The organism is Streptomyces rishiriensis, assembly GCF_030815485.1.
GTDB lineage: Bacteria > Actinomycetota > Actinomycetes > Streptomycetales > Streptomycetaceae > Streptomyces > Streptomyces rishiriensis_A.
This window is the reverse complement of record NZ_JAUSWV010000002.1, coordinates 1962165-1984318: the sequence shown is the minus strand read 5'-3', so window position 1 is coordinate 1984318 and position 22154 is coordinate 1962165. Positions and strand designations below refer to the sequence as shown.

General features: G+C 72.8%; 18 protein-coding genes and 2 pseudogenes. 15 read left to right on the top strand and 5 right to left on the bottom strand.

The window, feature by feature from the left end:
* Window positions 1-270: 270 nt before the first annotated feature.
* Together QF030_RS40765 and QF030_RS11275 are read left to right on the top strand one after the other, a co-directional pair.
* Window positions 271-1167: pseudogene (locus QF030_RS40765) on the top strand (hypothetical protein); the annotation flags it as partial.
* Window positions 1168-1215: 48 nt separating this feature from the next.
* Window positions 1216-2028 carry a tetratricopeptide repeat protein gene (locus QF030_RS11275; RefSeq protein WP_307167539.1) on the top strand — a complete coding sequence of 271 codons (813 nt, stop codon included), beginning with the start codon at window positions 1216-1218 and terminating at the stop codon, window positions 2026-2028.
* An 82-nt stretch (window positions 2029-2110) separates the two neighbouring features.
* Here QF030_RS11275 and QF030_RS11270 read toward each other — a convergent pair whose 3' ends face one another.
* Window positions 2111-3394, bottom strand: coding sequence for a DUF1015 domain-containing protein (locus QF030_RS11270; RefSeq protein ID WP_307162518.1), 1284 nt, complete (start codon window positions 3392-3394; stop codon window positions 2111-2113).
* A 73-nt stretch (window positions 3395-3467) separates the two neighbouring features.
* On the opposite strand from QF030_RS11270, the gene QF030_RS11265 reads away from it, so the two are divergent.
* The 4 genes from QF030_RS11265 to QF030_RS11250 all read left to right on the top strand — a co-directional run bounded on the left by QF030_RS11265 (window position 3468) and on the right by QF030_RS11250 (window position 7596).
* The gene (locus QF030_RS11265; protein WP_307162517.1) at window positions 3468-4496 is read left to right on the top strand and encodes an HAD hydrolase-like protein; all 1029 of its coding nucleotides are present in this window, start codon (window positions 3468-3470) and stop codon (window positions 4494-4496) included.
* 117 nt (window positions 4497-4613) lie between these two features.
* Complete coding sequence (locus QF030_RS11260) at window positions 4614-5657, top strand: FecCD family ABC transporter permease (protein WP_307162516.1); 1044 nt, start codon at window positions 4614-4616, stop codon at window positions 5655-5657.
* Window positions 5654-6715: a FecCD family ABC transporter permease gene (locus tag QF030_RS11255; protein ID WP_307162515.1), complete on the top strand. Its 1062-nt coding sequence runs from the start codon at window positions 5654-5656 to the stop codon at window positions 6713-6715. Before QF030_RS11260 ends, QF030_RS11255 begins: the two co-directional genes overlap by 4 nt.
* Window positions 6712-7596: an ABC transporter ATP-binding protein gene (locus tag QF030_RS11250; protein WP_307162514.1), complete on the top strand. Its 885-nt coding sequence runs from the start codon at window positions 6712-6714 to the stop codon at window positions 7594-7596. Before QF030_RS11255 ends, QF030_RS11250 begins: the two co-directional genes overlap by 4 nt.
* Here QF030_RS11250 and QF030_RS11245 read toward each other — a convergent pair.
* A complete protein-coding gene (locus QF030_RS11245; RefSeq protein WP_307162513.1) occupies window positions 7580-7927 on the bottom strand; it encodes an alkyl sulfatase C-terminal domain-containing protein in 348 nt (115 codons plus the stop codon). The genes QF030_RS11250 and QF030_RS11245 overlap by 17 nt on opposite strands.
* 42 nt (window positions 7928-7969) lie before the next feature.
* Between QF030_RS11245 and QF030_RS11240 the strand changes: the two genes are divergently transcribed.
* From QF030_RS11240 to QF030_RS11215, 6 genes and pseudogenes are all read left to right on the top strand, one after another.
* The gene (locus tag QF030_RS11240) at window positions 7970-8296 is read left to right on the top strand and encodes a hypothetical protein (RefSeq protein WP_307162512.1); all 327 of its coding nucleotides are present in this window, start codon (window positions 7970-7972) and stop codon (window positions 8294-8296) included.
* A gap of 7 nt (window positions 8297-8303) precedes the next feature.
* Window positions 8304-9119, top strand: a complete 816-nt coding sequence (locus QF030_RS11235; RefSeq protein WP_307162511.1) for a TlyA family RNA methyltransferase — start codon at window positions 8304-8306, stop codon at window positions 9117-9119.
* Entirely contained in the window at window positions 9116-10021 is a 906-nt protein-coding gene (locus tag QF030_RS11230) for an NAD kinase (RefSeq protein WP_307162510.1), read from the top strand. Before QF030_RS11235 ends, QF030_RS11230 begins: the two co-directional genes overlap by 4 nt.
* A 156-nt stretch (window positions 10022-10177) precedes the next feature.
* Window positions 10178-11897: pseudogene (gene recN / locus QF030_RS11225) on the top strand (DNA repair protein RecN).
* Between the two features lie 150 nt (window positions 11898-12047).
* Window positions 12048-12809 (top strand): hypothetical protein, encoded by a 762-nt coding sequence (locus tag QF030_RS11220; protein ID WP_307162509.1) that lies wholly within the window; start codon window positions 12048-12050, stop codon window positions 12807-12809.
* A gap of 210 nt (window positions 12810-13019) precedes the next feature.
* Window positions 13020-14147 carry a glycosyltransferase family 4 protein gene (locus tag QF030_RS11215; RefSeq protein WP_307162508.1) on the top strand — a complete coding sequence of 376 codons (1128 nt, stop codon included), beginning with the start codon at window positions 13020-13022 and terminating at the stop codon, window positions 14145-14147.
* 14 nt (window positions 14148-14161) lie between these two features.
* Here QF030_RS11215 and QF030_RS11210 read toward each other — a convergent pair whose 3' ends face one another.
* Window positions 14162-15805 (bottom strand): PucR family transcriptional regulator, encoded by a 1644-nt coding sequence (locus tag QF030_RS11210; protein ID WP_307162507.1) that lies wholly within the window; start codon window positions 15803-15805, stop codon window positions 14162-14164.
* A 103-nt stretch (window positions 15806-15908) separates the two neighbouring features.
* Here QF030_RS11210 and QF030_RS11205 point away from each other — a divergent pair, with 103 nt between their 5' ends.
* Window positions 15909-16034: a hypothetical protein gene (locus QF030_RS11205; protein ID WP_307162506.1), complete on the top strand. Its 126-nt coding sequence runs from the start codon at window positions 15909-15911 to the stop codon at window positions 16032-16034.
* 6 nt (window positions 16035-16040) lie between these two features.
* Here QF030_RS11205 and QF030_RS11200 read toward each other — a convergent pair whose 3' ends face one another.
* Window positions 16041-17423: an FAD-binding oxidoreductase gene (locus QF030_RS11200; RefSeq protein WP_307162505.1), complete on the bottom strand. Its 1383-nt coding sequence runs from the start codon at window positions 17421-17423 to the stop codon at window positions 16041-16043.
* A 67-nt stretch (window positions 17424-17490) separates the two neighbouring features.
* A complete protein-coding gene (locus QF030_RS11195) occupies window positions 17491-19293 on the bottom strand; it encodes a glycoside hydrolase family 15 protein (RefSeq protein ID WP_307167538.1) in 1803 nt (600 codons plus the stop codon).
* Window positions 19294-19762: 469 nt separating this feature from the next.
* Between QF030_RS11195 and QF030_RS11190 the strand changes: the two genes are divergently transcribed.
* Complete coding sequence (locus QF030_RS11190) at window positions 19763-21427, top strand: CTP synthase (protein WP_307162504.1); 1665 nt, start codon at window positions 19763-19765, stop codon at window positions 21425-21427.
* A gap of 92 nt (window positions 21428-21519) precedes the next feature.
* Window positions 21520-22146, top strand: coding sequence for an NUDIX domain-containing protein (locus QF030_RS11185; RefSeq protein ID WP_307162503.1), 627 nt, complete (start codon window positions 21520-21522; stop codon window positions 22144-22146).
* The last annotated feature ends 8 nt before the right edge of the window (window positions 22147-22154 follow it).

The window sequence follows — 22154 nt, the reverse complement described above, 5'->3', positions numbered from 1 at the left end:
CGTCGCGACGACCGGGGCCGTGATGACCGTGCTGATCGCGGTGGTTTCCGTGGTCCCCGTGACGACCGGCGTGATGACCGGCGTGATGACAACCGTGGTGGCTTCCGTCGTGATGACAACCGCGGTGGGTCCGGTGGGTCCGGTGGGTCCGGTGGGGACCGTGGTGGCTTCGGCCGCCGTGATGACCGTCGTGAGGGTGACCGCGGTTCTCGTCCGGCGTTCCAGCGCGACGACCGGGGCGACCGTGGGCCGCGCCGTGACGACCGGGGCGAGCGTCCTCCCTTCCGCCGTGACGACCGGGGCGAGCGTCCCGCGTTCCGCCGTGACGACCGCCGTGATGACCGGCGTGACGACCGCGGTGAGCGTCCCGCGTTCCGCCGTGATGACCGGCGTGACGACCGCGGTGAGCGTCCCCCCTTCCGGCGGGACGACAACCGGGGTGGAGGGTTTGTTCGTCGAGACGACCGGCGTGATGACAACCGCAGTGGGTCCGGTGGGGACCGTGGTGGCTTCGGCCGCCGTGACGATCGTCGTGAGGGTGACCGCGGTTCTCGTCCGGCGTTCCAGCGCGACGACCGGGGCGACCGTGGGCCGCGCCGTGACGACCGGGGCGAGCGTCCTCCCTTCCGCCGTGACGATCGCGGTGAGCGTCCCGCGTTCCGTCGCGATGACCGCCGTGATGACCGGCGTGACGACCGCGGTGAGCGTCCCGCGTTCCGTCGCGATGACCGTCGCGATGACCGGCGTGACGACCGGGGCGAGCGTCCCGCGTTCCGTCGTGATGATCGCCGTGACGACCGCCGTGACGACCGGGGCGAGCGTCCCCCGTTCCGTCGTGATGATCGCCGTGACGATCGGCGTGACGACCGCGGTGAGCGTCCCCCGTTCCGCCGTGACGACCGTCGCGATGACCGCCGTGACGACCGGGGCGAGCGTCCCCCCTTCCGGCGGGATGATCGCCGCGATGACCGTCGGGGGGACGACCGTGGTGGTTTCGGCCGGCGTGATGACAGCCGGGGTGAGCGCGGTGGCTTCGGTGGTCCCCGGGACGACCGGGGCGCCCGTGGCCCCCGTCGGGACGACCGTGGTGGACGGCCTGGTGGGTCCGGTGGGTTCCGCGGCCGTGACGGGCGTGACGACCGTCGGGACGACCGACGTGGTGGCGGGCCTCGTTTCCGCGATGAGCGGGACCGTGACCGGGAGCCGATCAAGCGGCTGCCGATCCCGGAGGACGTCACCGGTGACGAGATCGACAAGGACGTACGGCAGGAGCTCCAGAGCCTGCCCAAGACGCTCGCCGAGGACGTCGCCAAGAACCTGGTGATGGTCGCCCGGCTGATCGACGAGGACCCCGAGGGCGCCTACGCGTACTCCAAGATCGCTCTGCGGCTCGCCTCGCGTGTCGCCGCCGTGCGGGAGGCGGGCGGGTTCGCCGCGTACGCCACCCAGCGGTACAGCGAGGCGCTCGCCGAGTTCCGGGCCGCGCGGCGGATGACCGGCGGTGTCGAGCTGTGGCCCGTCATGGCCGACTGCGAGCGTGGGCTCGGGAGGCCGGAGAAGGCGCTCGACATGGCCGGCGCCCCCGAGGTCAACAAGCTCGACAAGGCCGGCCAGGTGGAGATGCGGCTCGTCGCGGCGGGTGCCCGGCGCGACATGGGGCAACTGGACGCGGCCATCGTGACGCTGCAGAGCCCCGAGCTCGCTGCCGGCTCCGTCCAGCCGTGGACCGCGCGGCTGAGGTACGCGTACGCCGACGCGCTGCTCGCCGCCGGTCGTGAGGGCGAGGCACGGGAGTGGTTCGCGAAGGCCATCGAGGCCGACCGGGACGGCAGCACGGACGCCTCCGACCGGCTCGCCGAGCTGGACGGGGTGGACTTCGTCGACGCCCTGGACGAGAACGAGAACGACATCGAGGGCGAGAGCGAAGGCGAGAGCGAGTCCGGCGGGGCCGTCGTCGAGAACGCGACGGAAACGGAAGCGGTCGAGGACTCGGCCGAGCGCGGTGTGGTCGACCGTGACGAGGACTGACGTGCGCCGGTGACAGCGGCGAGGGGCGGGACCCGGTGTCGAACCGGGTCCCGCCCCTTCGTGCGTCCGGGCGGGCGGGGGTTCAGAGGTCGAGGGCGCGCAGGACCAGGCCCGATGCCGGCTTCGGGCCGAACGACGTCGACTTGCGGGGCATCGTGACGCCCTGCCGGGCGAGATCGCGCACGACCTCCTCGCGGACGGGGTGCAGGAGGACCGCCGTTCCGCCGTCGCGTTCCGCCTTGCGCACCGTCGCGGCGGTGTCGTGGATGTAGGCGATGCGGGCGGGGTCGTCCTCGGGGATGTGCCAGATGTGGTCGAGGAGCGTGGCGTGCAGGACGGTCGCGTCCAGGGTGCGCCAGGCCTCGGGGAAGTCGGCGGGGATCGTGCGGTCGAGAAGCGCCGGGTCCGGTCGGTCGACGAGGTGGAAGGCGCCGTCGCCGGCGAGGAGGAAGCCGTTGCCGGCGCAGGCGGCGTTCGAGAGGGCGTCGAGGGCCTCCGCGAGGGGGACGTCCAGGCGCCGGACGCGGAACCGGCCGTCGAGCGCGGCGAGGGCGTCGGCGACCGGGAAGCCGTGCAGCAGGCGGTGGATGGCGCGGACGCGCAGGGGATAGCGGGCGGTGTCGACCAGGAGGACCAGGCCGTGCTCCCACGGGCTGGGGGAGGGGTGCTCCGCGCGCAGCCGCAGGTAGGTCGCCCAGCGATGATGACCGTCGGCGATCAGGGCCTGGTGGCGGGCGAGGTCCGTGCGGACGCGGGCCGTCTCGGCGGGGTCGGTGATCGCCCAGAGGCGGTGGCTGTAGCCGTCCTCGGTGGTGGTGGACAGGAGCGGGGGGCGCTCTGCCGCGCTGTCCACGATCTCGGCCGCGGTGCCGTTGCCGCGATAGGTGAGGAGGAGGGGTTCGAGGTTCGCGTGGGTGGCCCGCATCAGGGCGGCGCGGTCCTCCACGATGTGCGGCATGACGTCCTCGTGGGGCAGGACGATTCCCTCCGACGGCTCCGAGACGCGCAGGGTGCCGATCAGGCCGCGCTGGAGCATGCCGTCCGCGTGCCGCTGCTCGTAGACGTACAGGGCGGGCTCGGGGTCGGCGGTCAGCACGCCCTCGGACAGCCAGCCGCGCAGGGTGGCGGCGGCCTGTTCGTTGCGGGCGGCGGGAGTGGTGGCCTGGGGCAGGATCAGGCGGACGATGTTGTACGGGTCCGCGTCCTGGAGGTGGTGCAGGCCGTCGGGGCGGACCACGACGTCGTAGGGCGGCGAGGTGACGGCGGCGAGACTGCCGACCCGGTCGGGGTCGTAGCGCAGGCCTCGGAACGGGGTGAGTTCCAGGCCTCGGGGCGCCGTTGCTTCCGAGTGACCTGCTGAGTTCATCCCGGCATCGTACGTCTGTCGGTGGCATGCGGGATGATCGGGGGAAAGCGGAGCGAACGAGGAGCGATGTGGAATGAGCCGGAGCGTCAGGACGAGGCCCGAGGGCAGTGGGCAGGCCCTGAGCGAGGCGTACGACACGGCGCTGCTCGACCTGGACGGGGTGGTGTACGCGGGGGGTGACGCGATCGCGTACGCCGTCGAGTCGCTGGCCACCGCGCGTGCGGGCGGGATGCGTCTCGCGTACGTCACCAACAACGCGCTGCGGACGCCGGACGCGGTGGCCGGGCATCTGACGGAGCTGGGGATACCGACGGGCGCCGACGAGGTCATCACCTCGGCGCAGGCGGTCGCGCGGCTGATCAGTGAGCAGGTTCCGGCGGGGGCGCGGGTGCTGGTGATCGGCGGGGAGGGGCTGCGGGTCGCGCTGCGCGAGCGCGGGCTCGAGCCGGTGGAGTCGGCGGACGACGAACCGGCGGCCGTCGTGCAGGGATTCGGCGGGCCCGACCTGCCGTGGGGGCGGTTCGCGGAGGCCTCGTACGCCGTCGCGCGCGGGGTGCCGTGGTTCGCGTCCAACACGGACCTGACGATTCCGAGCGGGCGGGGCATCGCGCCGGGCAACGGCGCGGCGGTGGAGGTCGTGCGGATCGCGACCGGTGCCGAACCGCAGGTCGCGGGCAAGCCGTTGCCTCCCATGCACCGGGAGACGATCCTGCGGACCGGCGCCGAGCGGCCGTTGGTCGTCGGGGACCGGCTGGACACCGACATCGAGGGGGCGTTCAACGGCGAGGTCGACTCGCTGCTCGTCCTCACGGGCGTCACCGACGGGGCGCAGTTGCTGGCCGCGCCGCCGCAGCACCGGCCGACGTATGTCGACGGCGATCTGCGGGGGATGCTCACCGGCCAGCCCGAGGTCGTCGTGGACGGTGGTGGCTTCCGGTGCGGTGGCTGGACGGCGAGCGCGGGCGCCGGAAGCCTGGAGCTGGCCGGGGAGGGCGAAGCCCTGGACGGGCTGCGGGCGTTGTGCGCGGCGGCCTGGACGGCGGCCGGTGAGGGGACGTGCGAGCTGGACGGCGGGAAGGCGCTGGCGCGGTTGGGGTGGTGAACCGACGGGCCCGGGGAGCGGCGGGCGGTGAGACCGCGGAGCGGTGATGTGGTGAACGCCGGCAGGGGACATGACCAAGGATCGAAGCTTGTTCGCAGGGTAGGCTAACCTAACTGCGTGTTGGTCGACAGTGTTCCCGAACAGCGCGCGGAGATCGCCCCCGCGCCTCCAAAACGCCGCGCGATACGTGCCGTCGGGCTGCTCGCCGCCGTGGCGGTACTGCTGCTGGTGGCGGCGGCGAGCATCGCCGTCGGCGCCAAGGAGCTGTCCGTCGCTCAGGTCCTGCACGGGTTGTTCGAGGACTCGGGGACCTACGCGGACGTCGTGGTCGCCGAGCGCTTGTCGCGGACCGTGCTGGGGCTGCTCGTCGGGGCCGCGCTCGGGCTGTCCGGCGCCGTGCTCCAGGCGCTGACGCGCAATCCGCTCGCCGACCCCGGGCTGCTCGGTATCAACGCGGGCGCCTCGGCCGCCGTCGTCACCGCCATCACCTACTTCGGTGTCACGAGCCTGACCGGCTATGTGTGGTTCGCCTTCTTCGGGGCGGCCGCCGTCGGCGCGCTGGTCTGGTTCCTCGGCGGGAGCCGGGGAGCCACGCCGGTGCGGCTCGCGCTCGCCGGCACGGCGATCAGTGCCGCGCTCTACGGCTATCTGCAGGCCGTGATGATCATGGATGACGCGGCGCTCGCCAGAATGCGGTTCTGGACGGTCGGTTCGCTGTCCACGGCGACCGACGAGACCATCCGGCAGGTGCTGCCCTTCCTGGTCGTCGGCACCCTCCTCGCTTTCGTCCTGGCCCGGCCGCTGAACGCCGTGGCCATGGGCGACGACACCGCCAAGGCGCTCGGCGCCGACCTGAACCGCACCCGGGCGCTGTCGATGCTCGCCGCGACCGTACTGAGCGGTGCCGCGACCGCGGCCTGCGGGCCCATCGTGTTCGTCGGGCTGATGGTCCCGCACATCGTCCGCTCGTTCACCGGCCCCGACCTGCGCTGGATCATGCCCTACGCGGCCGTTCTGTCGCCGGTGCTGCTGCTGGGTTCCGATGTCGTCGGCCGCGTCGTCGCCCGGCCTTCGGAGGTCCAGGTCGGCGTCATCACCGCGATCATCGGCGGCCCGGTCTTCATCTTTCTCGTACGACGGCGGAGGACGGCCCAGCTGTGAAGACCGCGCAGAAGATCCCCCACGGCCGCCCTCGGGCGCTGCGCACCCCGGGCGGGTTCTCCGTCCGGCTGGAGCCGCGGGCGCTGATCGTCGTCGCCGCGCTGGTGGTGGCCGCGCTCGCCGCGAGCGTGGTGCTGATCGGCACCGGCGACTTCCCGATCCCGGCCCGGGACGTCGTGAAGACACTGCTCGGCGAGGGCGACGCCGGCCAGGAGTTCATCGTCAACGAGCTGCGGCTGCCGCGGGTCCTCGTGGGCCTGCTCGTCGGGGCCTCGCTGGGGATCGGCGGCGCGCTCTTCCAGGCCGTGTCGCGCAACCCGCTGGGCAGCCCGGACGTGCTGGGGCTCGGACAGGGCGCGACGGCCGGCGCGCTCGTGATGATCGTGCTGTACTCCGGGAGCGCCGCCCAGGTGACCCTCGGCGCGCTGGTGGGCGGCCTGGTGACCGGGGCCCTCATCTACGTGCTGGCGTGGAAGCGGGGCGTCCACGGGTATCGGCTGGTGCTCGTCGGCATCGGCATCTCGGCGATCGCGACGGCGGTCAACGGTTATCTGATGACCAAGGCCGACTTCGTCGACGCGGCCCGAGCGGTCGTGTGGATGACCGGCACCCTCGACGGCCGTGACTGGAAGCAGGTCTGGCCGCTGCTCGCGCTGGTCTGTGTGCTCGTGCCGCTGGTGCTCGCCAACGCGCGCGGGCTGCGGATGATGGAGATGGGCGACGACGTCTCCCACGCGCTGGGGGTGCGTGTGGAGCGCGTCCGTCTGGTGCTGATGGTCTCCGCCGTGCTGCTCACCGCGGCCGCCACCGCCGCCGCGGGGCCCGTCAGCTTCGTGGCGCTGACCGCGCCGCAGCTCGCCCGGCGCCTGACCCGCTCGCCCGGGCCCAACCTCGTGCCGTCCCTGTGCATGGGCGCCGCCCTGCTGGTCACCGCCGACTGGGCCTCGCAGCGGCTCTTCGGCGACGGACAGCTGCCCGTGGGGGTGGTCACCGCCGTGCTGGGCGGGGTCTACCTGCTGTGGCTTCTCGTCACCGAGCGCAAAGCGGGCCGGATATGACCGGCGCAGACGGCGACACCGGCCGCTCGGCCGACCGGAACAACCGAAGGAGCACCGTGAACCGCCTGTCCGCCGAGAACGTCACCCTCGCCTATGACCAGCGGGTCATCGCCGAACAGCTGTCGGTGGAGATACCTGACAACTCCTTCACGGTGATCGTCGGCCCGAACGCCTGCGGCAAGTCGACGCTGCTGCGCGCGCTGTCGCGGATGCTGAAGCCGAGTCGGGGCCGGGTGCTGCTCGACGGGCAGGTCATCCAGTCCATGCCCGCCAAGAAGGTCGCGCGGACGCTGGGGCTGCTGCCGCAGTCGTCGATCGCGCCCGACGGAATCACCGTCGCCGACCTCGTGGGCCGCGGCCGCTACCCGCACCAGGGCATCCTGCGCCAGTGGTCGGCCGAGGACGAGCGGGTCGTACGGGAGTCCATGGCGCAGACCGGGGTCGCCGAACTCGCCGACCGCTTTGTCGACGAGCTGTCCGGCGGTCAGCGCCAGCGCGTGTGGATCGCGATGGCCCTCGCCCAGCAGACACCGCTGCTGCTGCTGGACGAGCCGACGACCTATCTCGACATCCAGCACCAGATCGACGTCCTGGACCTGTGCGCGGAGCTGCACGAGGAGCAGGGGCGCACGCTCGTCGCCGTGCTGCACGATCTCAACCACGCGGCCCGGTACGCCACCCACCTGATCGCGCTGAAGGGCGGCGAGGTCATCGCGCAGGGCGCGCCGAACGACATCGTCACGGCCGGGCTGGTGGAGGAGGTCTTCGGGCTGCGCTGCCAGGTCATCGACGACCCGGAGACGGGGACCCCGCTGGTGGTTCCGGCGGCCCGGAAGGCACGGGTGCGGGTCGAGCAGGCGGTCGCTACAGAAGTTTCCTGAGCTGGAACAGGTCGCGCAGGCCCGCCTCCAGCTTCACCCGCCCCGAGGCCCACGCCTTCGCGAAGTTCAGCTCGCCGGCGACGAGTGCGACGAGATCGTCGCCGGTCATGGTCAGCCTGATCTCGGCCTTCTCCACAGGAGGCCCCTGAAGTGTGTCCTGCACGACGATCCGGCCGTCCGTCATCCGGCCGACGAACGTCACGTCCAGGTCGGTGATCCGGCAGCTCACCGAACGGTCCAGGGCGGCGGCCGTCCGGACGTCCCCTTCGGCGCCGCGCATGCTGTCGGAGAGCTTCTCGAGTGCGGCGTGGCACTCCTCGATCGTGGCCATCGCGATCGACCGTACCCCAGGCGTTCGAGGTAGCGTCTTCGCATGAGCGACACAGCGCCGGAGCCGGGGAAGCGGACCGCCCCGGGGACCGTGCCCGAGGAGCAGGAGCAGGAGCAGGAGCGGCAGCGGGACCGGGAGCAGGACCCCGCGGCTCCCGCTCCGCTGGGCGTCCCGCGGGCCCCCACCGGCAACGTGGAGGTGGACGCCCTGCTGGACCGGCTGGCCGACGCCGACCACCTCGCCACCGACGGACACGTCGAGGTGTACGAGGATGTACACCGGGGGCTGCGTGACGCGCTCACCGCGCTCGACGCGCGCCCGGGACCTCCGGGTCACCCCGCTCGACCGTCACCTCAACACAGGAGCTGAACCGAACGTGGCAGGAGTCGCACGACGCCGTCTGGACGCGGAGCTGGTCCGCCGCAAGCTCGCGCGCTCGCGTGAGCATGCCGGCCAGCTGATCGCCGCCGGGCGGGTCACCGTCGGCAGGACCGTCGCGACCAAGTCCGCCACCCAGGTCGAGACGGCGGCCGCGATCGTCGTCTCCGTCGACGGCGACGACCCCGACTACGTGTCCCGGGGCGGCCACAAGCTCGCCGGCGCGCTGGCCGCGTTCGTGCCGCGCGGGCTCGTGGTGGAGGGGCGCCGGGCGCTGGACGCCGGCGCGTCGACCGGCGGATTCACCGATGTGCTGCTGCGGGCGGGGGCCGCGCACGTGGTCGCCGTCGACGTCGGATACGGACAACTCGCGTGGTCTCTTCGCAGCGATGAACGCGTCACCGTCAAGGACCGTACGAACGTACGCGAGTTGACGCTCGAAGCGATCGATGGGGAGCCTGTGGATCTTGTCGTGGGGGACTTGTCCTTCATCCCGCTGGGGCTGGTGCTGCCCGCCCTGGCCCGGTGCACCGGGCCGGACGCGGACCTGGTGATGATGGTCAAGCCGCAGTTCGAGGTGGGGAAGGAACGGCTCGGCAGCGGGGGTGTCGTACGCAGTCCGCAGCTGCGGGCGGAAGCGGTGCGGGGCGTGGCCGGGAAGGCGTGGGACCTGGGGCTCGGGGTGAACGGTGTCACCGCCAGCCCGCTGCCCGGGCCTTCGGGCAATGTCGAGTACTTTCTGTGGCTCAGGGCCGGGGCGCCTGCCCTCGACCCGGCCGACGTTGACCGTGCAGTTGCGGAGGGGCCGCGTTGACTCAGAACCGAGCTCGTACTGTTTTCCTGCTCGCCCACACCGGGCGGCCCGCGGCCATCCGCAGCGCCGAGCTGGTAGTCAAGGGTTTGCTGCGTGAGGGCATCGGGGTGCGCGTCCTGGAGTACGAGGCCGCCGATCTCCCCCTTCCGGAGGAGGTGGAGCTGGTCTCCGAGGCCACCCCGCAGTGCCTGGAGGGGTGTGAGCTGCTCATCGTCCTCGGCGGTGACGGCACGCTGCTGCGCGGCGCGGAGTTCGCCCGGGCGTCCGGGGTGCCGATGCTCGGCGTCAACCTCGGCAGCGTCGGCTTCCTCGCCGAGGCCGAACGCGACGACCTCGACAAGGTCGTCGACCGGGTGGTGACGAAGGCGTACGAGGTCGAGGAGCGGATGACCGTCGATGTCGTCGTGCACCGCAACGGGGACATCGTGCACACCGACTGGGCGCTGAACGAGGCGGCCGTGCAGAAGGCCGGCGCGGAGAAGCTGCTCGAGGTCGTGCTGGAGATCGACGGGCGGCCGGTCACCGGGTTCGGGTGCGACGGGATCGTGCTGTCCACGCCGACCGGGTCGACCGCCTACGCGTTCTCGGCGGGCGGCCCCGTGGTGTGGCCCGAGGTCGAGGCGCTGCTGATGGTGCCGATCAGTGCGCACGCGCTGTTCGCCAAGCCGTTGGTGACCTCGCCCGACTCCGTGCTCGCGGTGGAGGTGCTGCCGCACATTCCGCCGGGCGTGCTGTGGTGCGACGGGCGGCGTACCGTCGAGCTGCCCCCGGGGGCCCGGGTCGAGGTGCGGCGGGGGGCGGTGCCGGTTCGGCTCGCCCGGCTGCACCACGCTTCGTTCACGGACCGGCTGGTGGCGAAGTTCGCGCTCCCCGTCTCCGGGTGGCGAGGGGCCCGGCAGTAGCGGTCCGTACGTTCCCGCGCCCAGGTGCGACTGCACTCACCCGGGTGACATGGCGTCGTCGATACACATTCTTCACCTGCGGGTTCCCCTTCCGGGGCCGGGGGGCGTCGCACTTCCCTCCTCCGACCTCGTAAGGTCTTGTCCGTGTTGGAGGAGATGCGGATACGGTCGCTCGGAGTCATCGACGACGCGGTCGTCGAGCTGTCGCCAGGCTTCACCGCTGTCACGGGTGAGACGGGCGCGGGCAAGACGATGGTGGTGACGAGCCTCGGGCTGCTGCTGGGCGGGCGTGCGGATCCGGCGCTCGTGCGGATCGGCGCCGAGAAGGCGGTCGTGGAGGGGCGGATCGCCCTGCCCCGGGACGCCGCGGTGGTGGTGCGGGCGGAGGAGGCGGGAGCTGAGCTCGACGACGGGGCGTTGCTCATCAGCCGTACCGTTTCCGCCGAGGGGGCGGTCGCGGGCGCACGTGGGCGGGCGGAGCGTGCCCATGGGCGTGCTCGCCGAGCTCGCCGACGAGCTGGTCGCCGTCCACGGGCAGACCGACCAGCAGGGGCTCCTGAAGCTGTCCCGGCAACGGCAGGCGCTCGACCGGTACGCGGGCGACGCGGTCACCGTGCCGCTCGCCAAGTACACCGAGGCCTACCGGCGGCTGCGGGCCGTCGCCGTCGAGCTGGAGGAGATCGTCACGCGCGCGCGTGAGCGGGCTCAGGAGGCCGACATGCTGCGCTTCGGGCTCGACGAGATCGCCGGCGTCGAACCGCGCGCCGGGGAGGACGTGGAGCTGGCGGAGGAGGCCGAGCGGCTCGGACACGCGGAGGCGCTGGCGTCCGCCGCCACGGTCGCCCACGCCGCCCTCGCCGGCAATCCGGAGGACCCCGAGGGCATCGAGGCCACCACGCTCGTCGCGGGCGCGCAGCGCGCCCTGGAGGCCGTCAGGTCGCACGATCCGGCGCTGGCCGCGCTCGCCGACCGGATCGGGGAGATCGGGATCCTGCTGGGCGACGTGGCGGGCGAGCTCGCGGGGTACGCCGACGACCTCGACGCCGATCCGCTGCGGCTGTCGGCCGTCGAGGAGCGGCGGGCCGCGCTCACCGCGCTCACCCGCAAGTACGGGCAGGACGTCGACTCCGTGCTCGCCTGGGCCGAGCGGAGCGCCGCCCGGCTCACCGAACTGGACGGTGACGACGAGCGCATCGGCGAGCTGACCGCCGAACGGGACGCCCTGCGCGCCGAACTCGGCGGGCTGGCGCAGGCGCTGACGGACGCGCGCACGGAGGCCGCCGAGCGGTTCGCCGCCGCCGTGACGGCCGAGCTGGCCTCCCTCGCCATGCCGCACGCGCGCGTGTCGTTCGACATCCGGCAGACCGAGGACGCGGAGGGCGTCGAGGTCGACGGGCGTCCGGTCGCCTACGGGCCGGCCGGTGCGGACGAGGTGGAACTGCTGCTCGCCCCGCACCCGGGCGCGCCGGCGCGGCCCATCGCCAAGGGCGCGTCCGGCGGTGAGCTCTCGCGCGTGATGCTGGCCGTCGAGGTCGTGTTCGCGGGCACGGATCCGGTGCCGACGTATCTCTTCGACGAGGTCGACGCGGGTGTGGGCGGCAAGGCGGCGGTCGAGATCGGGCGGCGCCTCGCGCGGCTCGCCAAGACCGCTCAGGTCGTGGTGGTCACCCACCTTCCGCAGGTCGCGGCCTTCGCCGACCGGCAGCTGCTGGTCGAGAAGACCAACGACGGGTCGGTGACCCGGTCCGGCGTGAAGGTCCTGGAGGGCGAGGACCGCATCCGGGAACTGTCCCGCATGCTGGCCGGCCAGGAGGACTCCGAGACGGCCCGGGCGCACGCCGAGGAACTGCTGGCCACGGCCCGCGCGGACGGCTAGCCACGGTCGGCGGCAGCCGGGGACGGCCGCGCGGGACACGGACGGGGCGGGCGGTGGGAGGTGTCTCGCAGGGCCCGCCCCGTCGGTTTGCCGCGTCGGTCCGCCCGGACCGCGCGTCGGGTGGCGCCGGGGGTTCCCCAGGGGGAGGGCATGTTCACACTGAGGGGACGGGGCCCGGCGTTCGCGGCGGCGGCCGGGCTGACCTGGGGGACGGCGGCGGCTCTGCGCGCCGCGGCCCCCGGCGGGCGGGCGCGCTGGGAGCGAGAGAACCACGCGGGTCGGACGGTCGGGCTGTACTCCGGGCCCGCCGCCGCCCTGGCCGGCGCGCTCGCGGCAGGGCGGACGGCGCCGGCCGCCGCGCTCGCCGTGGCCGCGGCCGGCGCCTGCGGGGCGTACGACGATGTCGTGGGTGCCGATGACCCGCGGCGGGGATTCCGGGCCCACCTGGGAGCGTTGCGGGAGGGCGAGGTGACGAGCGGGGCCGTGAAACTGTTCGGCGTCTCGGCGGCCGGGCTGGTGGCGGGGGCGCTGCTGAAGGAACGGCCCCTGGACAAGGTGCTGGCGGGGATCGTGATCGCCGGGGCCGCGCACTTCGTCAACCTCGTGGACGTGCGGCCCGGCCGGGCCGCCGGTGTCGTGCTCGCCCTGGGCGCGCCGGGGTTGCTGCGCGCGGGGGAGGCGGCCGAGCTGTCCGCCGTGGCGGTCGGAGCCGCCGCGGCCGTTCTGCCCGACGATCTGGGCGGGCGGGAGATGCTCGGCGACAGCGGGGCGCACGCGCTCGGCGCGCTGATCGGGGCGGCGGTGGTGGCCGGCAACGGCCGTGCGGGCCTGATCGCGCACGCCGGCGCCGTGGTGGCCGCGGCGGTGTTCGGGGAGCAGGTGAGCGAGGCGGCGAGATCGACCCTCGGGTAATCGAACGGAACCCCGACTTCTCTCACTCGTGTGGGTGATGCGGGGGACCTTGTGGCCGGATGTCAGGGCGGTCGACGGCACGGAACACCCGTACGTGCTGGCATCCTTGGGGCGTAGTACGTGGAGGAACGCCAGCGGTCCACCCCTCCGCCCGGTCCTTCTGTACGTTTCTTCGTGACCGTCCGACGCCGAACCAGGAGCCCCGGCCACGTGAGCAGCCACTCACCGCACGGCCACTCGTCGCTGCGCACCGTGCAGGTGCTGGGCGGCGGCAACGCCGGCAGCAGCGCGCACGTGCGTTCCCTGGCCGCGGGGCTCGTCGCGCGGGGCGTGCGGGTGACGGTGTGCGCCCCCGGCGAGGCGGATGACACCTACGACTTCACCGGCGTGGGCGCCGAACACGTGCACGTGCCGCGCAGCAGCGATCCGGGGTCCGTGGCGACGCTCAGGGCGGCCTGCACGGACGCCGACCTCGTCCACGCGCACGGACTGCACGCCTCGTTCCGGGCCGTCCTCGCGCTCAGCGGCCGACGCACCCCGCTCATCGTCACCTGGCACGACCGCGCCCACGCCGAGGGAGCCCGCGCCCATCTGCTGCGGCTGCTGGAACGCCGGGTCGCGCGGACCGCCACCGTGGTCCTCGGCACCACCTCCGACCTCGTCGACCGGGCCCGCAGGACGGGCGCGCGCGACGCGCGGCTCGCCGCCGTGGCGCTGCCCCGGCGGAGCCGGACCGGGGAGAACGAGGAGTGCGAGCCGCCGCCCTCGAAGCTGCGGGCCGAGCTCGGCGCCATGGGGCGCCCGCTGTTCATGACCGCCGGTCCCCTGGACGGCCGCCGCGGTCACGACCTGCTGCTGGACGCCGCGCGGGCCTGGCGCGGTCTGGACCCGGTGCCGCTGGTCGTGGTGGCGGGGGAGGGGCCGCGGCGGGCCGAGCTCCAGCGCCGCATCGAGGACGAGGAGCTGCCGGTCCGGCTGCTCGGTGGACGCGACGACGTGGGCGAACTGCTCGCCGCCGCCGACCTCGCGCTGCTGCCCGGCGGCGGGGAGTCCCGGTCGGTCCTGGCGCAGCAGGCCCTGCACGCGCGCGTACCGCTCGTCGCCGCGCTGACCGGGGGTGTCCGCGAACTCGTGGGCGACGCGGCCGAACTGGTGCCGCCGCACGACCCGGAGGCCTTCGCCGCCGCTGTCGTACGGCTGCTCGACGATCCCGAACGGGCCGCCCTCCTGCGGGATCTGGGCACGCGGCAGGCGGCCGACTGGCCCAGCGAGGACGAGACCGTCGCCCAGGTCCTCAGCGTCTACGACGAGCTGACGCGGCTCCGGCCGATGATCTGAGCCCGGCCCAAGCCCTACGCCACGTGCCGCCGTGCGCGCAGCGCCAGGCTCAACGCCAGGACCGTCTGCGGGTCGTCGAGGTCGGTGCCGAGCAACTCGCCGATGCGGGCGAGGCGGTTGTACAGCGTCTGGCGGTTCAGATGCAGCTCGCGGGCCGTTTCCGCCTTGCGGCCGGCGTGCGCCAGGTAGGTCTCCAGAGTGGGCAGCAGGGGCGGCTTGGAGCGGTGGTCGTGGTCGCGGACCGGGCCGATCGCACGGTCCACGAAGGCCGCCAGGTCGGGATGGTCGCGCAGCCGCCACAGCAGGAGGTCGATGTCCAGACGGCGTGCGTCGTACCAGGGGCGGTCCGGCAGGCCCTGCGCGGCGGTCGCCGTCTCCGCCGCGTGCCGCAGACCCGCCGAGGCGGCCGCCCAGCCGCCCGCCACCCCGACCACCACCACCGGCGGCTGGGCCCCCGGCCGCTGCATCCCGGCCCGCTCCACGCCGGCCCGCAGCGCCGCCGCCACCCGGTCCGCGACCGCGGACCGCTCCGACTCCGACCGCAGGCCCAGCAGCAGCGGCACCCGGCCCTCCACCGGCCGCACCCCCAGCAGCACGGGCACGCCCACCGACGCCAGTTCCTCGGCGACCGCGCGCGCCAGCACCGCCCAGCCCCCGCCGGGGGAGAGGCCGTCGCCGAGCCGCATCACGACCGGGAGCAGAGGACTGCCGCCGGGCTTGAAACCGAGGACGCGCGCCTGCGCCGGGGCGTCCTCGGCGGCGATCCGGCCCTCGGCGAGGTCGGTGAGGAAGTCGCCCCGGCCGCGTGCCGCGAGCTCCTCCTCCTGACGGGCCTGCATCAGCACCACGGCCAGGATCCCGGCCGCCCGTTCGGCGGCGATCCGGTGCACCGGTGCGAGGGGGGCGCGCACGGGCAGCAGTACGAGCCGGGCGCGCACCGAACCCGCCCCCGGCCCGCCCCCGGGCACGTCCACCAGCACCGAACCGGCGGGCGGCGGCGCGTCCTTGTGCGGCCCGCGCAGGCCCTCCCACACCTGGAGCGGATCGGCGCCCTCGGGGCCGGCTCCGGCGGCGTACAGGAGCTGACCCTCGGTCGTCTCCAGGAAGACCGGGTTGCCGCTGAAGTCCGCCAGGATGCCCAGGACCTGCGGTATCCCGCCCCCGCCGAGCAGGGCTTGCGTGCAGCGCCGGTGTACTTCCTCGGCCTGCTGGAGCAGTGCGTAGTGTCCGTTGACGATCTCGGTGTGGATCTCCTCCGTGACCGCCACGAACGGCACCTCGCGGTGCAGTTGGACCAGGGGGAGCCCGGTCGCGCGCGCCGTCTCGACCAGGGCCGCCGGCAGCCGGGTGAAGCGCGGGCCCAGCTCGATCACCAGGGCCGCGATGCCCCGCTCGGCCAGGGTGCGCACGAACGCCCGCTGCTCCGCCGGACGGGTGCCGAGGCCGTAGCCCGTGGTCAGCAGCAGCTCGCCGCCCTTGAGCAGCGAGGCGATGTTCGGGACCTCGCCCGCGTGCACCCAGCGCACCGTGCGGCCCAGCCGCTCGGCGCCCGCGAGGATCTCGGGGAGGCCGCTGCGCAGGCCGGGCAGCTCCAGCGCGCGCCGCACGGTGATGCCGGCGCTCTGGCTGTCGAATCGGGGGTCCGTGCGGCTGTCCATGCAGCGGACGCTACCTGCGCGGACCTTCCGGTGACAGCTCCGTCCGGTATGGGAGGCGGCGGCAGCCGCGGCCACCGTCGGTCCGGTCGGCGGCCTCGAAACCGTGCGTGCCCGGATCGACGCCTGTGCCGAGGCGGGGCTCGACGAGATCGCGCTCGTCCCGGCGACGGCGGCCGATCCGGCGGGTGAGCGGACGCGGACGGCGCCGGCGGCGCTCGGACAGGGCTGACGGCGCTCAGGCCGGCTCGATGTTGTGGTTGAAGCGGAAGACGTTGTCCGGGTCGTAGCGCCGTTTCACGTCCGCGAGCCGCCGCGCGTTCGCCTCGCCGACGCCCGCCACGACCCGGTCGGCACCCTCGTCGCCGATGAAGTTGAGGTAGACCGCGCCCGTGCTCCACGGCTGCACGGCGGCCCGGACGTCGCGGACCCACTGGACGCACCGCTCGTCGTCCGCCGGGTCCGCCCACAGCCCGAACGGATGCACGCCCCAGGGCGCGTCGCGGTACGGCACGGGGTACTCGTGCGGGCCGGCGGCGATCGCGCCGCCCTGCGGGAACAGGGCGTGCATGGTGCCCGTCGGCACGGGCACGGCCCGGCCACGGGCGCAGAACACGTCCACGAAGTCGTCCGGGGCGCCGGTCAGGTACTCCGCCGACCAGTAGTTCCGCATCCCGGGCGGATCGTCGATCATGCACTGGACGTCGGCGTACGGCATCGCCCCGACGACTTCGCTCTCGTGCGGCATCGCCAGCAGCGGTTCGGCGAGCTTGCGCAGGTCCTCCTCGGAGCCGGCGTACGTCAGCAGCACCCCGCAGAGCAGCGTGCCGACCAGGTGCGGCGGGACGAACTCCTCGGGCGGGCCGGTGAGGTAGATGACCGCGCCGGACGCCTCGTCCGGGCCGGCCGTGATCAGGTCCCGGTAGGTGCGGGTGACCTCGGCGCCGAACTCGGGCAGGTAGAGCAGCAGCGCGATGGAGAACTGGGGCAGCTCGTGCAGCTTCAGGGTGAGCGCGGTGGCGATGCCGAAGTTGCCGCCGCCGCCGTGCAGGGCCCAGAACAGCTCCGGGTTCTCGTCGGCGCTCGCGTGGACCTGCCGGCCCTCGGCGGTGACCAGCTCGACGCCGAGCAGGTTGTCCACGGCCAGCCCGCACGAGCGGTCCAGCCAGCCGGTGCCGCCGCCGAGGACGAAGCCGCCGACGCCGGTGGTGGAGGCACGTCCGCCGGTCGTGGCCAGCCCGTGGGGCAGGCAGGCGCGGTCCAGGTCGCTCATCGTGGCCCCGCCCGCGATCCGTACCGCCTCGGCGGCGGGGTCGACGGTGACCGCGCGCATGTGACGCAGGTCCACCACCAGGGCCCCGTCGCCCAGTGCCATGCCCGCGACGCTGTGCCCGCCGCCGCGTACCGCGATGTGCAGGTCCAGGTCACGGGCGAAGCGCACCGACCGTACGACGTCGGACTCGTCCACGCACTGGGCGATCACCGCCGGACGGCGGTCGATCATCGCGTTGAAGACCGTCCGGGTCTCGTCGTAACCCGGGTCCTCCGGGGCGAACACGTCGCCGACCAGTTCCTCGCGCAGCGCGGACAGCGCCGCGCCCGCCTTCGATGGGGAGGCCATGGGGCGCCCCCTTCCGGAAAGGGGCTGTGGGCTCCCAGCTTAGGCGGGCGGGCCGTGCCGGTCCTGTTCAGCCGCCGTAGGCTCCCGACGCCGTCAGACGCAGGGCCGTGTCGATCAGCGGGACGTGGCTGAAGGCCTGCGGGAAGTTGCCGACCTGGCGCTGGAGACGGGGGTCCCACTCCTCGGCGAGCAGACCGAGGTCGTTGCGCAGGGAGAGCAGCTTCTCGAACAGCTTGCGGGCCTCGTCCACCCGGCCGATCATCGCGAGGTCGTCCGCCATCCAGAACGAGCAGGCCAGGAAGGCGCCTTCGTCACCGGGCAGGCCGTCGACGCCCTCGTCGCCGCCCGAGGTGGGGTAGCGCAGGATGAAGCCGTCCGGGGTGGACAGCTCGCGCTGGATCGCCTCGATGGTGCCGATCACGCGCTTGTCGTCCGGGGGCAGGAAGCCCATCTGCGGGATGAGCAGCAGGGACGCGTCCAGCTCCTTGGAGCCGTACGACTGCGTGAAGGTGTTGCGTTCCTTGTCGTAACCCTTCTCGCACACGTCCCGGTGGATGTCGTCGCGCAGCTCGCGCCACTTCTCCAGCGGGCCGTCGGCGTCGCCCGACTCGATCAGCTTGATCGTGCGGTCGACGGCGACCCAGGCCATGACCTTGGAGTGCACGAAGTGCCGGCGCGGACCGCGCACCTCCCAGATGCCCTCGTCCGGCTCGTCCCAGTGCTGCTCCAGGTAGCGGATGAGCTTGAGCTGGAGCAGCGAGGCGTAGTCGTTGCGGGCCAGGCCCGTCATGTGGCCCAGGTGCAGGGCCTCGGTGACCTCGCCGTAGACGTCCAGCTGGAGCTGGTGCGCGGCGCCGTTGCCGACCCGGACCGGGCCGGAGTTCTCGTAGCCGGGCAGCCAGTCCAGCTCGGCCTCGCCCAGCTCGCGCTCGCCCGCGATGCCGTACATGATCTGCAGGTTCTCGGGGTCGCCCGCGACGGCCCGCAGCAGCCACTCGCGCCAGGCGCGGGCCTCCTCGCGGTAGCCGGTGCGCAGCAGCGAGGACAGCGTGATGGCCGCGTCGCGCAGCCAGGTGTAGCGGTAGTCCCAGTTGCGGACGCCGCCGATGTCCTCGGGCAGGGAGGTGGTGGGCGCGGCCACGATGCCGCCGGTCGGGCCGTAGGTCAGCGCCTTGAGCGTGATCAGCGAGCGGATCACGGCCTCCCGGTAGGGGCCGTGGTACGTGCAGTGCTCGACCCACTCGCGCCAGAAGTCCTCGGTCGCCTGGAGCGACTGCTCGGGCTCGGGCAGCGGGGGTGGCTGTTTGTGCGAGGGCTCCCACGAGATCGTGAACGCGATCCGGTCACCCGGCGCGACCGTGAAGTCGGCGTACGTGGTCAGTGATTTTCCGTAGGTCTCGCACTCGGTGTCGAACCAGACGGAGTCCGGGCCCGCGACGGCCACCGTGCGGCCCTCGTGCTTGTGCACCCACGGCACGACCCGGCCGTAGGAGAACCGCATCCGCAGCGCGGAACGCATCGGCACGCGGCCCGAGACGCCCTCGACGATGCGGATCAGCTGGGGCGCGCCGTCCCGGGGAGGCATGAAATCGGTCACCCGGACCGTGCCGCGCGGGGTGTCCCACTCGGACTCCAGGATGAGCGAGTCGCCCCGGTAGGTGCGCCGGGCCGCGCGCGGTGGCGCCGCGTCGGAGGCATGCGCGGGCCCGAGGCGCCAGAACCCGTGTTCCTCGGTGCCGAGCAGACCTGCGAAGATCGCGTGCGAGTCGAAGCGGGGCAGGCACAGCCAGTCGACTGTGCCGTCCCGGCAGACCAGTGCGGCGGTCTGCATGTCTCCGATGAGTGCGTAGTCTTCGATGCGCCCGGCCACGTGCAACTCCAGTCGAACGGCCACGTCACCCCCATCTGGAACGGGGGCTGTCGCTAGTGCGGTCAAGGGGTCGTTTGTAATGCGTCGTTGAGCGCTGAAGCAAAGCAGCCGCTCAGCCATATAGGCAAAACGCCGATTCCTGCTCAACGAACTGACGAGCTCTCGTTGTTCCGGCGGGGATACGGACTGGGGTGTGCCGTCTTGCCGACCGGGCTCGGCAGTGAGTGTCCGAGCAGGATACGACGCACGTAGATGATCTGCGTGCCGCTCCCGACAACGCGGGTGGGCCGAACGGGTGAGCAGCGGGTGAGAAACCGGTGCTCGGGGGCGCCCTGTGCCGACCTGTGCGCGGAGCGTGGCCGGAAGTCATCTCTCTGAGGCGCTGATACCCTGGTAGCCCGTGGACCGGTGGTCTCGAAGCCCCCGAACCGCACCTCCGAATCGCGACCACGGGAGCCCCCTCTTGGCCATGACGCCCAAATCCACGACGACCAAGCACATCTTCGTCACCGGGGGTGTCGCCTCCTCGCTCGGCAAGGGTCTGACCGCCTCCAGCCTCGGCATGCTGCTGAAGGCGCGGGGTCTGCGCGTCGTGATGCAGAAGCTCGACCCATACCTGAATGTCGACCCGGGCACGATGAACCCCTTCCAGCACGGTGAGGTGTTCGTCACCAACGACGGCGCGGAAACCGACCTGGACATCGGACACTACGAGCGCTTCCTCGATCGTGACTTGGACGGCTCCGCCAATGTCACTACAGGCCAGATCTACTCGACGGTGATCGCCAAGGAGCGGCGCGGCGAGTACCTGGGCGACACCGTGCAGGTCATCCCGCACATCACCAACGAGATCAAGCACCGCATCCGCCGTATGGCGACGGACGAGGTCGACGTCGTGATCACCGAGGTCGGCGGCACGGTCGGCGACATCGAGTCGCTGCCGTTCCTGGAGACGGTCCGCCAGGTCCGTCACGAGGTCGGCCGGGACAACGTCTTCGTGGTGCACATCTCGCTCCTGCCCTACATCGGTCCCTCGGGTGAGCTGAAGACCAAGCCGACCCAGCACTCGGTCGCGGCGCTCCGGAACATCGGCATCCAGCCCGACGCGATCGTGCTGCGCTGCGACCGCGAGGTGCCGACCGCGATCAAGCGCAAGATCTCGCTGATGTGCGACGTCGACGAGGACGCGGTGGTGGCCTGCCCGGACGCCCGCTCGATCTACGACATCCCGAAGACCGTGCACGGCGAGGGCCTGGACGCCTACGTCGTCCGCAAGCTGGACCTGCCGTTCCGCGATGTGGACTGGACGACCTGGGACGACCTGCTCGACCGCGTCCACAACCCCGACCACGAGATCACCCTCGCCCTGGTCGGGAAGTACATCGACCTGCCCGACGCCTATCTCTCGGTCACCGAGGCGCTGCGCGCCGGCGGCTTCGCCAACAAGGCCCGCGTGAAGATCAAGTGGGTCACGTCGGACGACTGCAAGACCCCGGCGGGCGCCAAGGCGCAGCTCGAGGACGTCGACGGCATCTGCATCCCGGGCGGCTTCGGCGACCGCGGGGTGCTCGGCAAGGTCGGCGCGATCCGCTACGCCCGCGAGAACCGGATCCCGCTGCTCGGTCTGTGCCTGGGCCTCCAGTGCATCGTGATCGAGGCCGCGCGCAACCTCGCCGACATCGGCGACGCCAACTCCACCGAGTTCGACCCGGCCACCGGCCACCCTGTCATCTCCACCATGGCCGAGCAGCTCGACATCGTGGCCGGCGAGGGCGACATGGGCGGAACGATGCGTCTGGGCATGTACCCGGCCAAGCTGGCCGAGGGCTCCATCGTCCGTGAGGTGTACGACGGCAAGGAGTACGTCGAGGAGCGGCACCGGCACCGCTACGAGGTGAACAACGCCTACCGCGCCGAGCTCGAGAAGAAGGCGGGCATCCTGTTCTCCGGCACCTCGCCGGACGGCAAGCTCGTCGAGTACGTGGAGTACCCGCGCGACGTCCACCCGTACCTGGTCGCCACGCAGGCCCACCCCGAGCTGCGCTCGCGGCCCACGCGTCCGCACCCGCTGTTCGCCGGCCTCGTGAAGGCCGCGGTCCAGCGGACCGTCGAGGCGGAGAAGGCTTCGAAGTAACACACCGGTTGTACGGTGGCCGGGGTGCAAACCTTCAAGGGTGGGCACCCCGGTTTTCGTTTGCGCACGTGGCACGTGGAAGGACGCATGGCATGACGATCAAGGACACCCCCGAGGCGTGGGAGGTCCGGTCGAGCGAGACCCCCTTCGTCGGCAACAAGACCTCCGTCCGCACGGACGAGGTGGTCATGCCCGACGGTTCGGTGGTCCGCCGGGACTTCCAGGTCCACCCGGGTTCCGTGGCCGTCCTCGCCCTCGACGAGGAGGACCGTGTCCTGCTCATCAAGCAGTACCGCCACCCCGTGGGTCAGAAGCTGTGGGAGGTCCCGGCCGGTCTGCTCGACGTGCCCGGTGAGAACCCGCTGCACGCCGCCCAGCGCGAGCTGTACGAGGAGGCGCACGTCAAGGCCGAGGACTGGCGGGTACTGACGGACGTCTACCCCACCGCGGGCGGCTGTGACGAGTCGGTGCGCATCTTCCTGGCCCGCGACCTGTCCGAGGCCGACGGGGAGCGCTTCGCGGTGGAGGACGAGGAGGCCGACATGGAGCACGCGCGGGTGCCGGTCGACGAGCTCGTCCGCGGCGTGCTCGCGGGCGACCTGCACAGCAACTGCCTCGTCGTGGGCGTCCTCTCCCTGGTCGCCGCACGCACCGGCGACGGGCTCGACGCGCTGCGTCCGGCCGAGGCGCCCTGGCCGGCCCGCCCGTTCGAGGCGTGACGCCCTCC

What these genes read in the sequence shown, in the direction of transcription:
- QF030_RS11200 (WP_307162505.1), bottom strand. Translation starts at nt 17,423, where the DNA reads ATGGCCTCCCCATCGAAGGCGGGCGCGGCGCTGTCCGCGCTGCGCGAG.
- QF030_RS11190 (WP_307162504.1), top strand. Translation starts at nt 19,763, where the DNA reads ATGACGCCCAAATCCACGACGACCAAGCACATCTTCGTCACCGGGGGT.
- QF030_RS11220 (WP_307162509.1), top strand. Translation starts at nt 12,048, where the DNA reads ATGTTCACACTGAGGGGACGGGGCCCGGCGTTCGCGGCGGCGGCCGGG.
- QF030_RS11270 (WP_307162518.1), bottom strand. Translation starts at nt 3,394, where the DNA reads ATGAACTCAGCAGGTCACTCGGAAGCAACGGCGCCCCGAGGCCTGGAA.
- QF030_RS11245 (WP_307162513.1), bottom strand. Translation starts at nt 7,927, where the DNA reads ATGGCCACGATCGAGGAGTGCCACGCCGCACTCGAGAAGCTCTCCGAC.
- QF030_RS11185 (WP_307162503.1), top strand. Translation starts at nt 21,520, where the DNA reads ATGACGATCAAGGACACCCCCGAGGCGTGGGAGGTCCGGTCGAGCGAG.
- QF030_RS11250 (WP_307162514.1), top strand. Translation starts at nt 6,712, where the DNA reads ATGACCGGCGCAGACGGCGACACCGGCCGCTCGGCCGACCGGAACAAC.
- QF030_RS11265 (WP_307162517.1), top strand. Translation starts at nt 3,468, where the DNA reads ATGAGCCGGAGCGTCAGGACGAGGCCCGAGGGCAGTGGGCAGGCCCTG.
- QF030_RS11210 (WP_307162507.1), bottom strand. Translation starts at nt 15,805, where the DNA reads ATGGACAGCCGCACGGACCCCCGATTCGACAGCCAGAGCGCCGGCATC.
- QF030_RS11240 (WP_307162512.1), top strand. Translation starts at nt 7,970, where the DNA reads ATGAGCGACACAGCGCCGGAGCCGGGGAAGCGGACCGCCCCGGGGACC.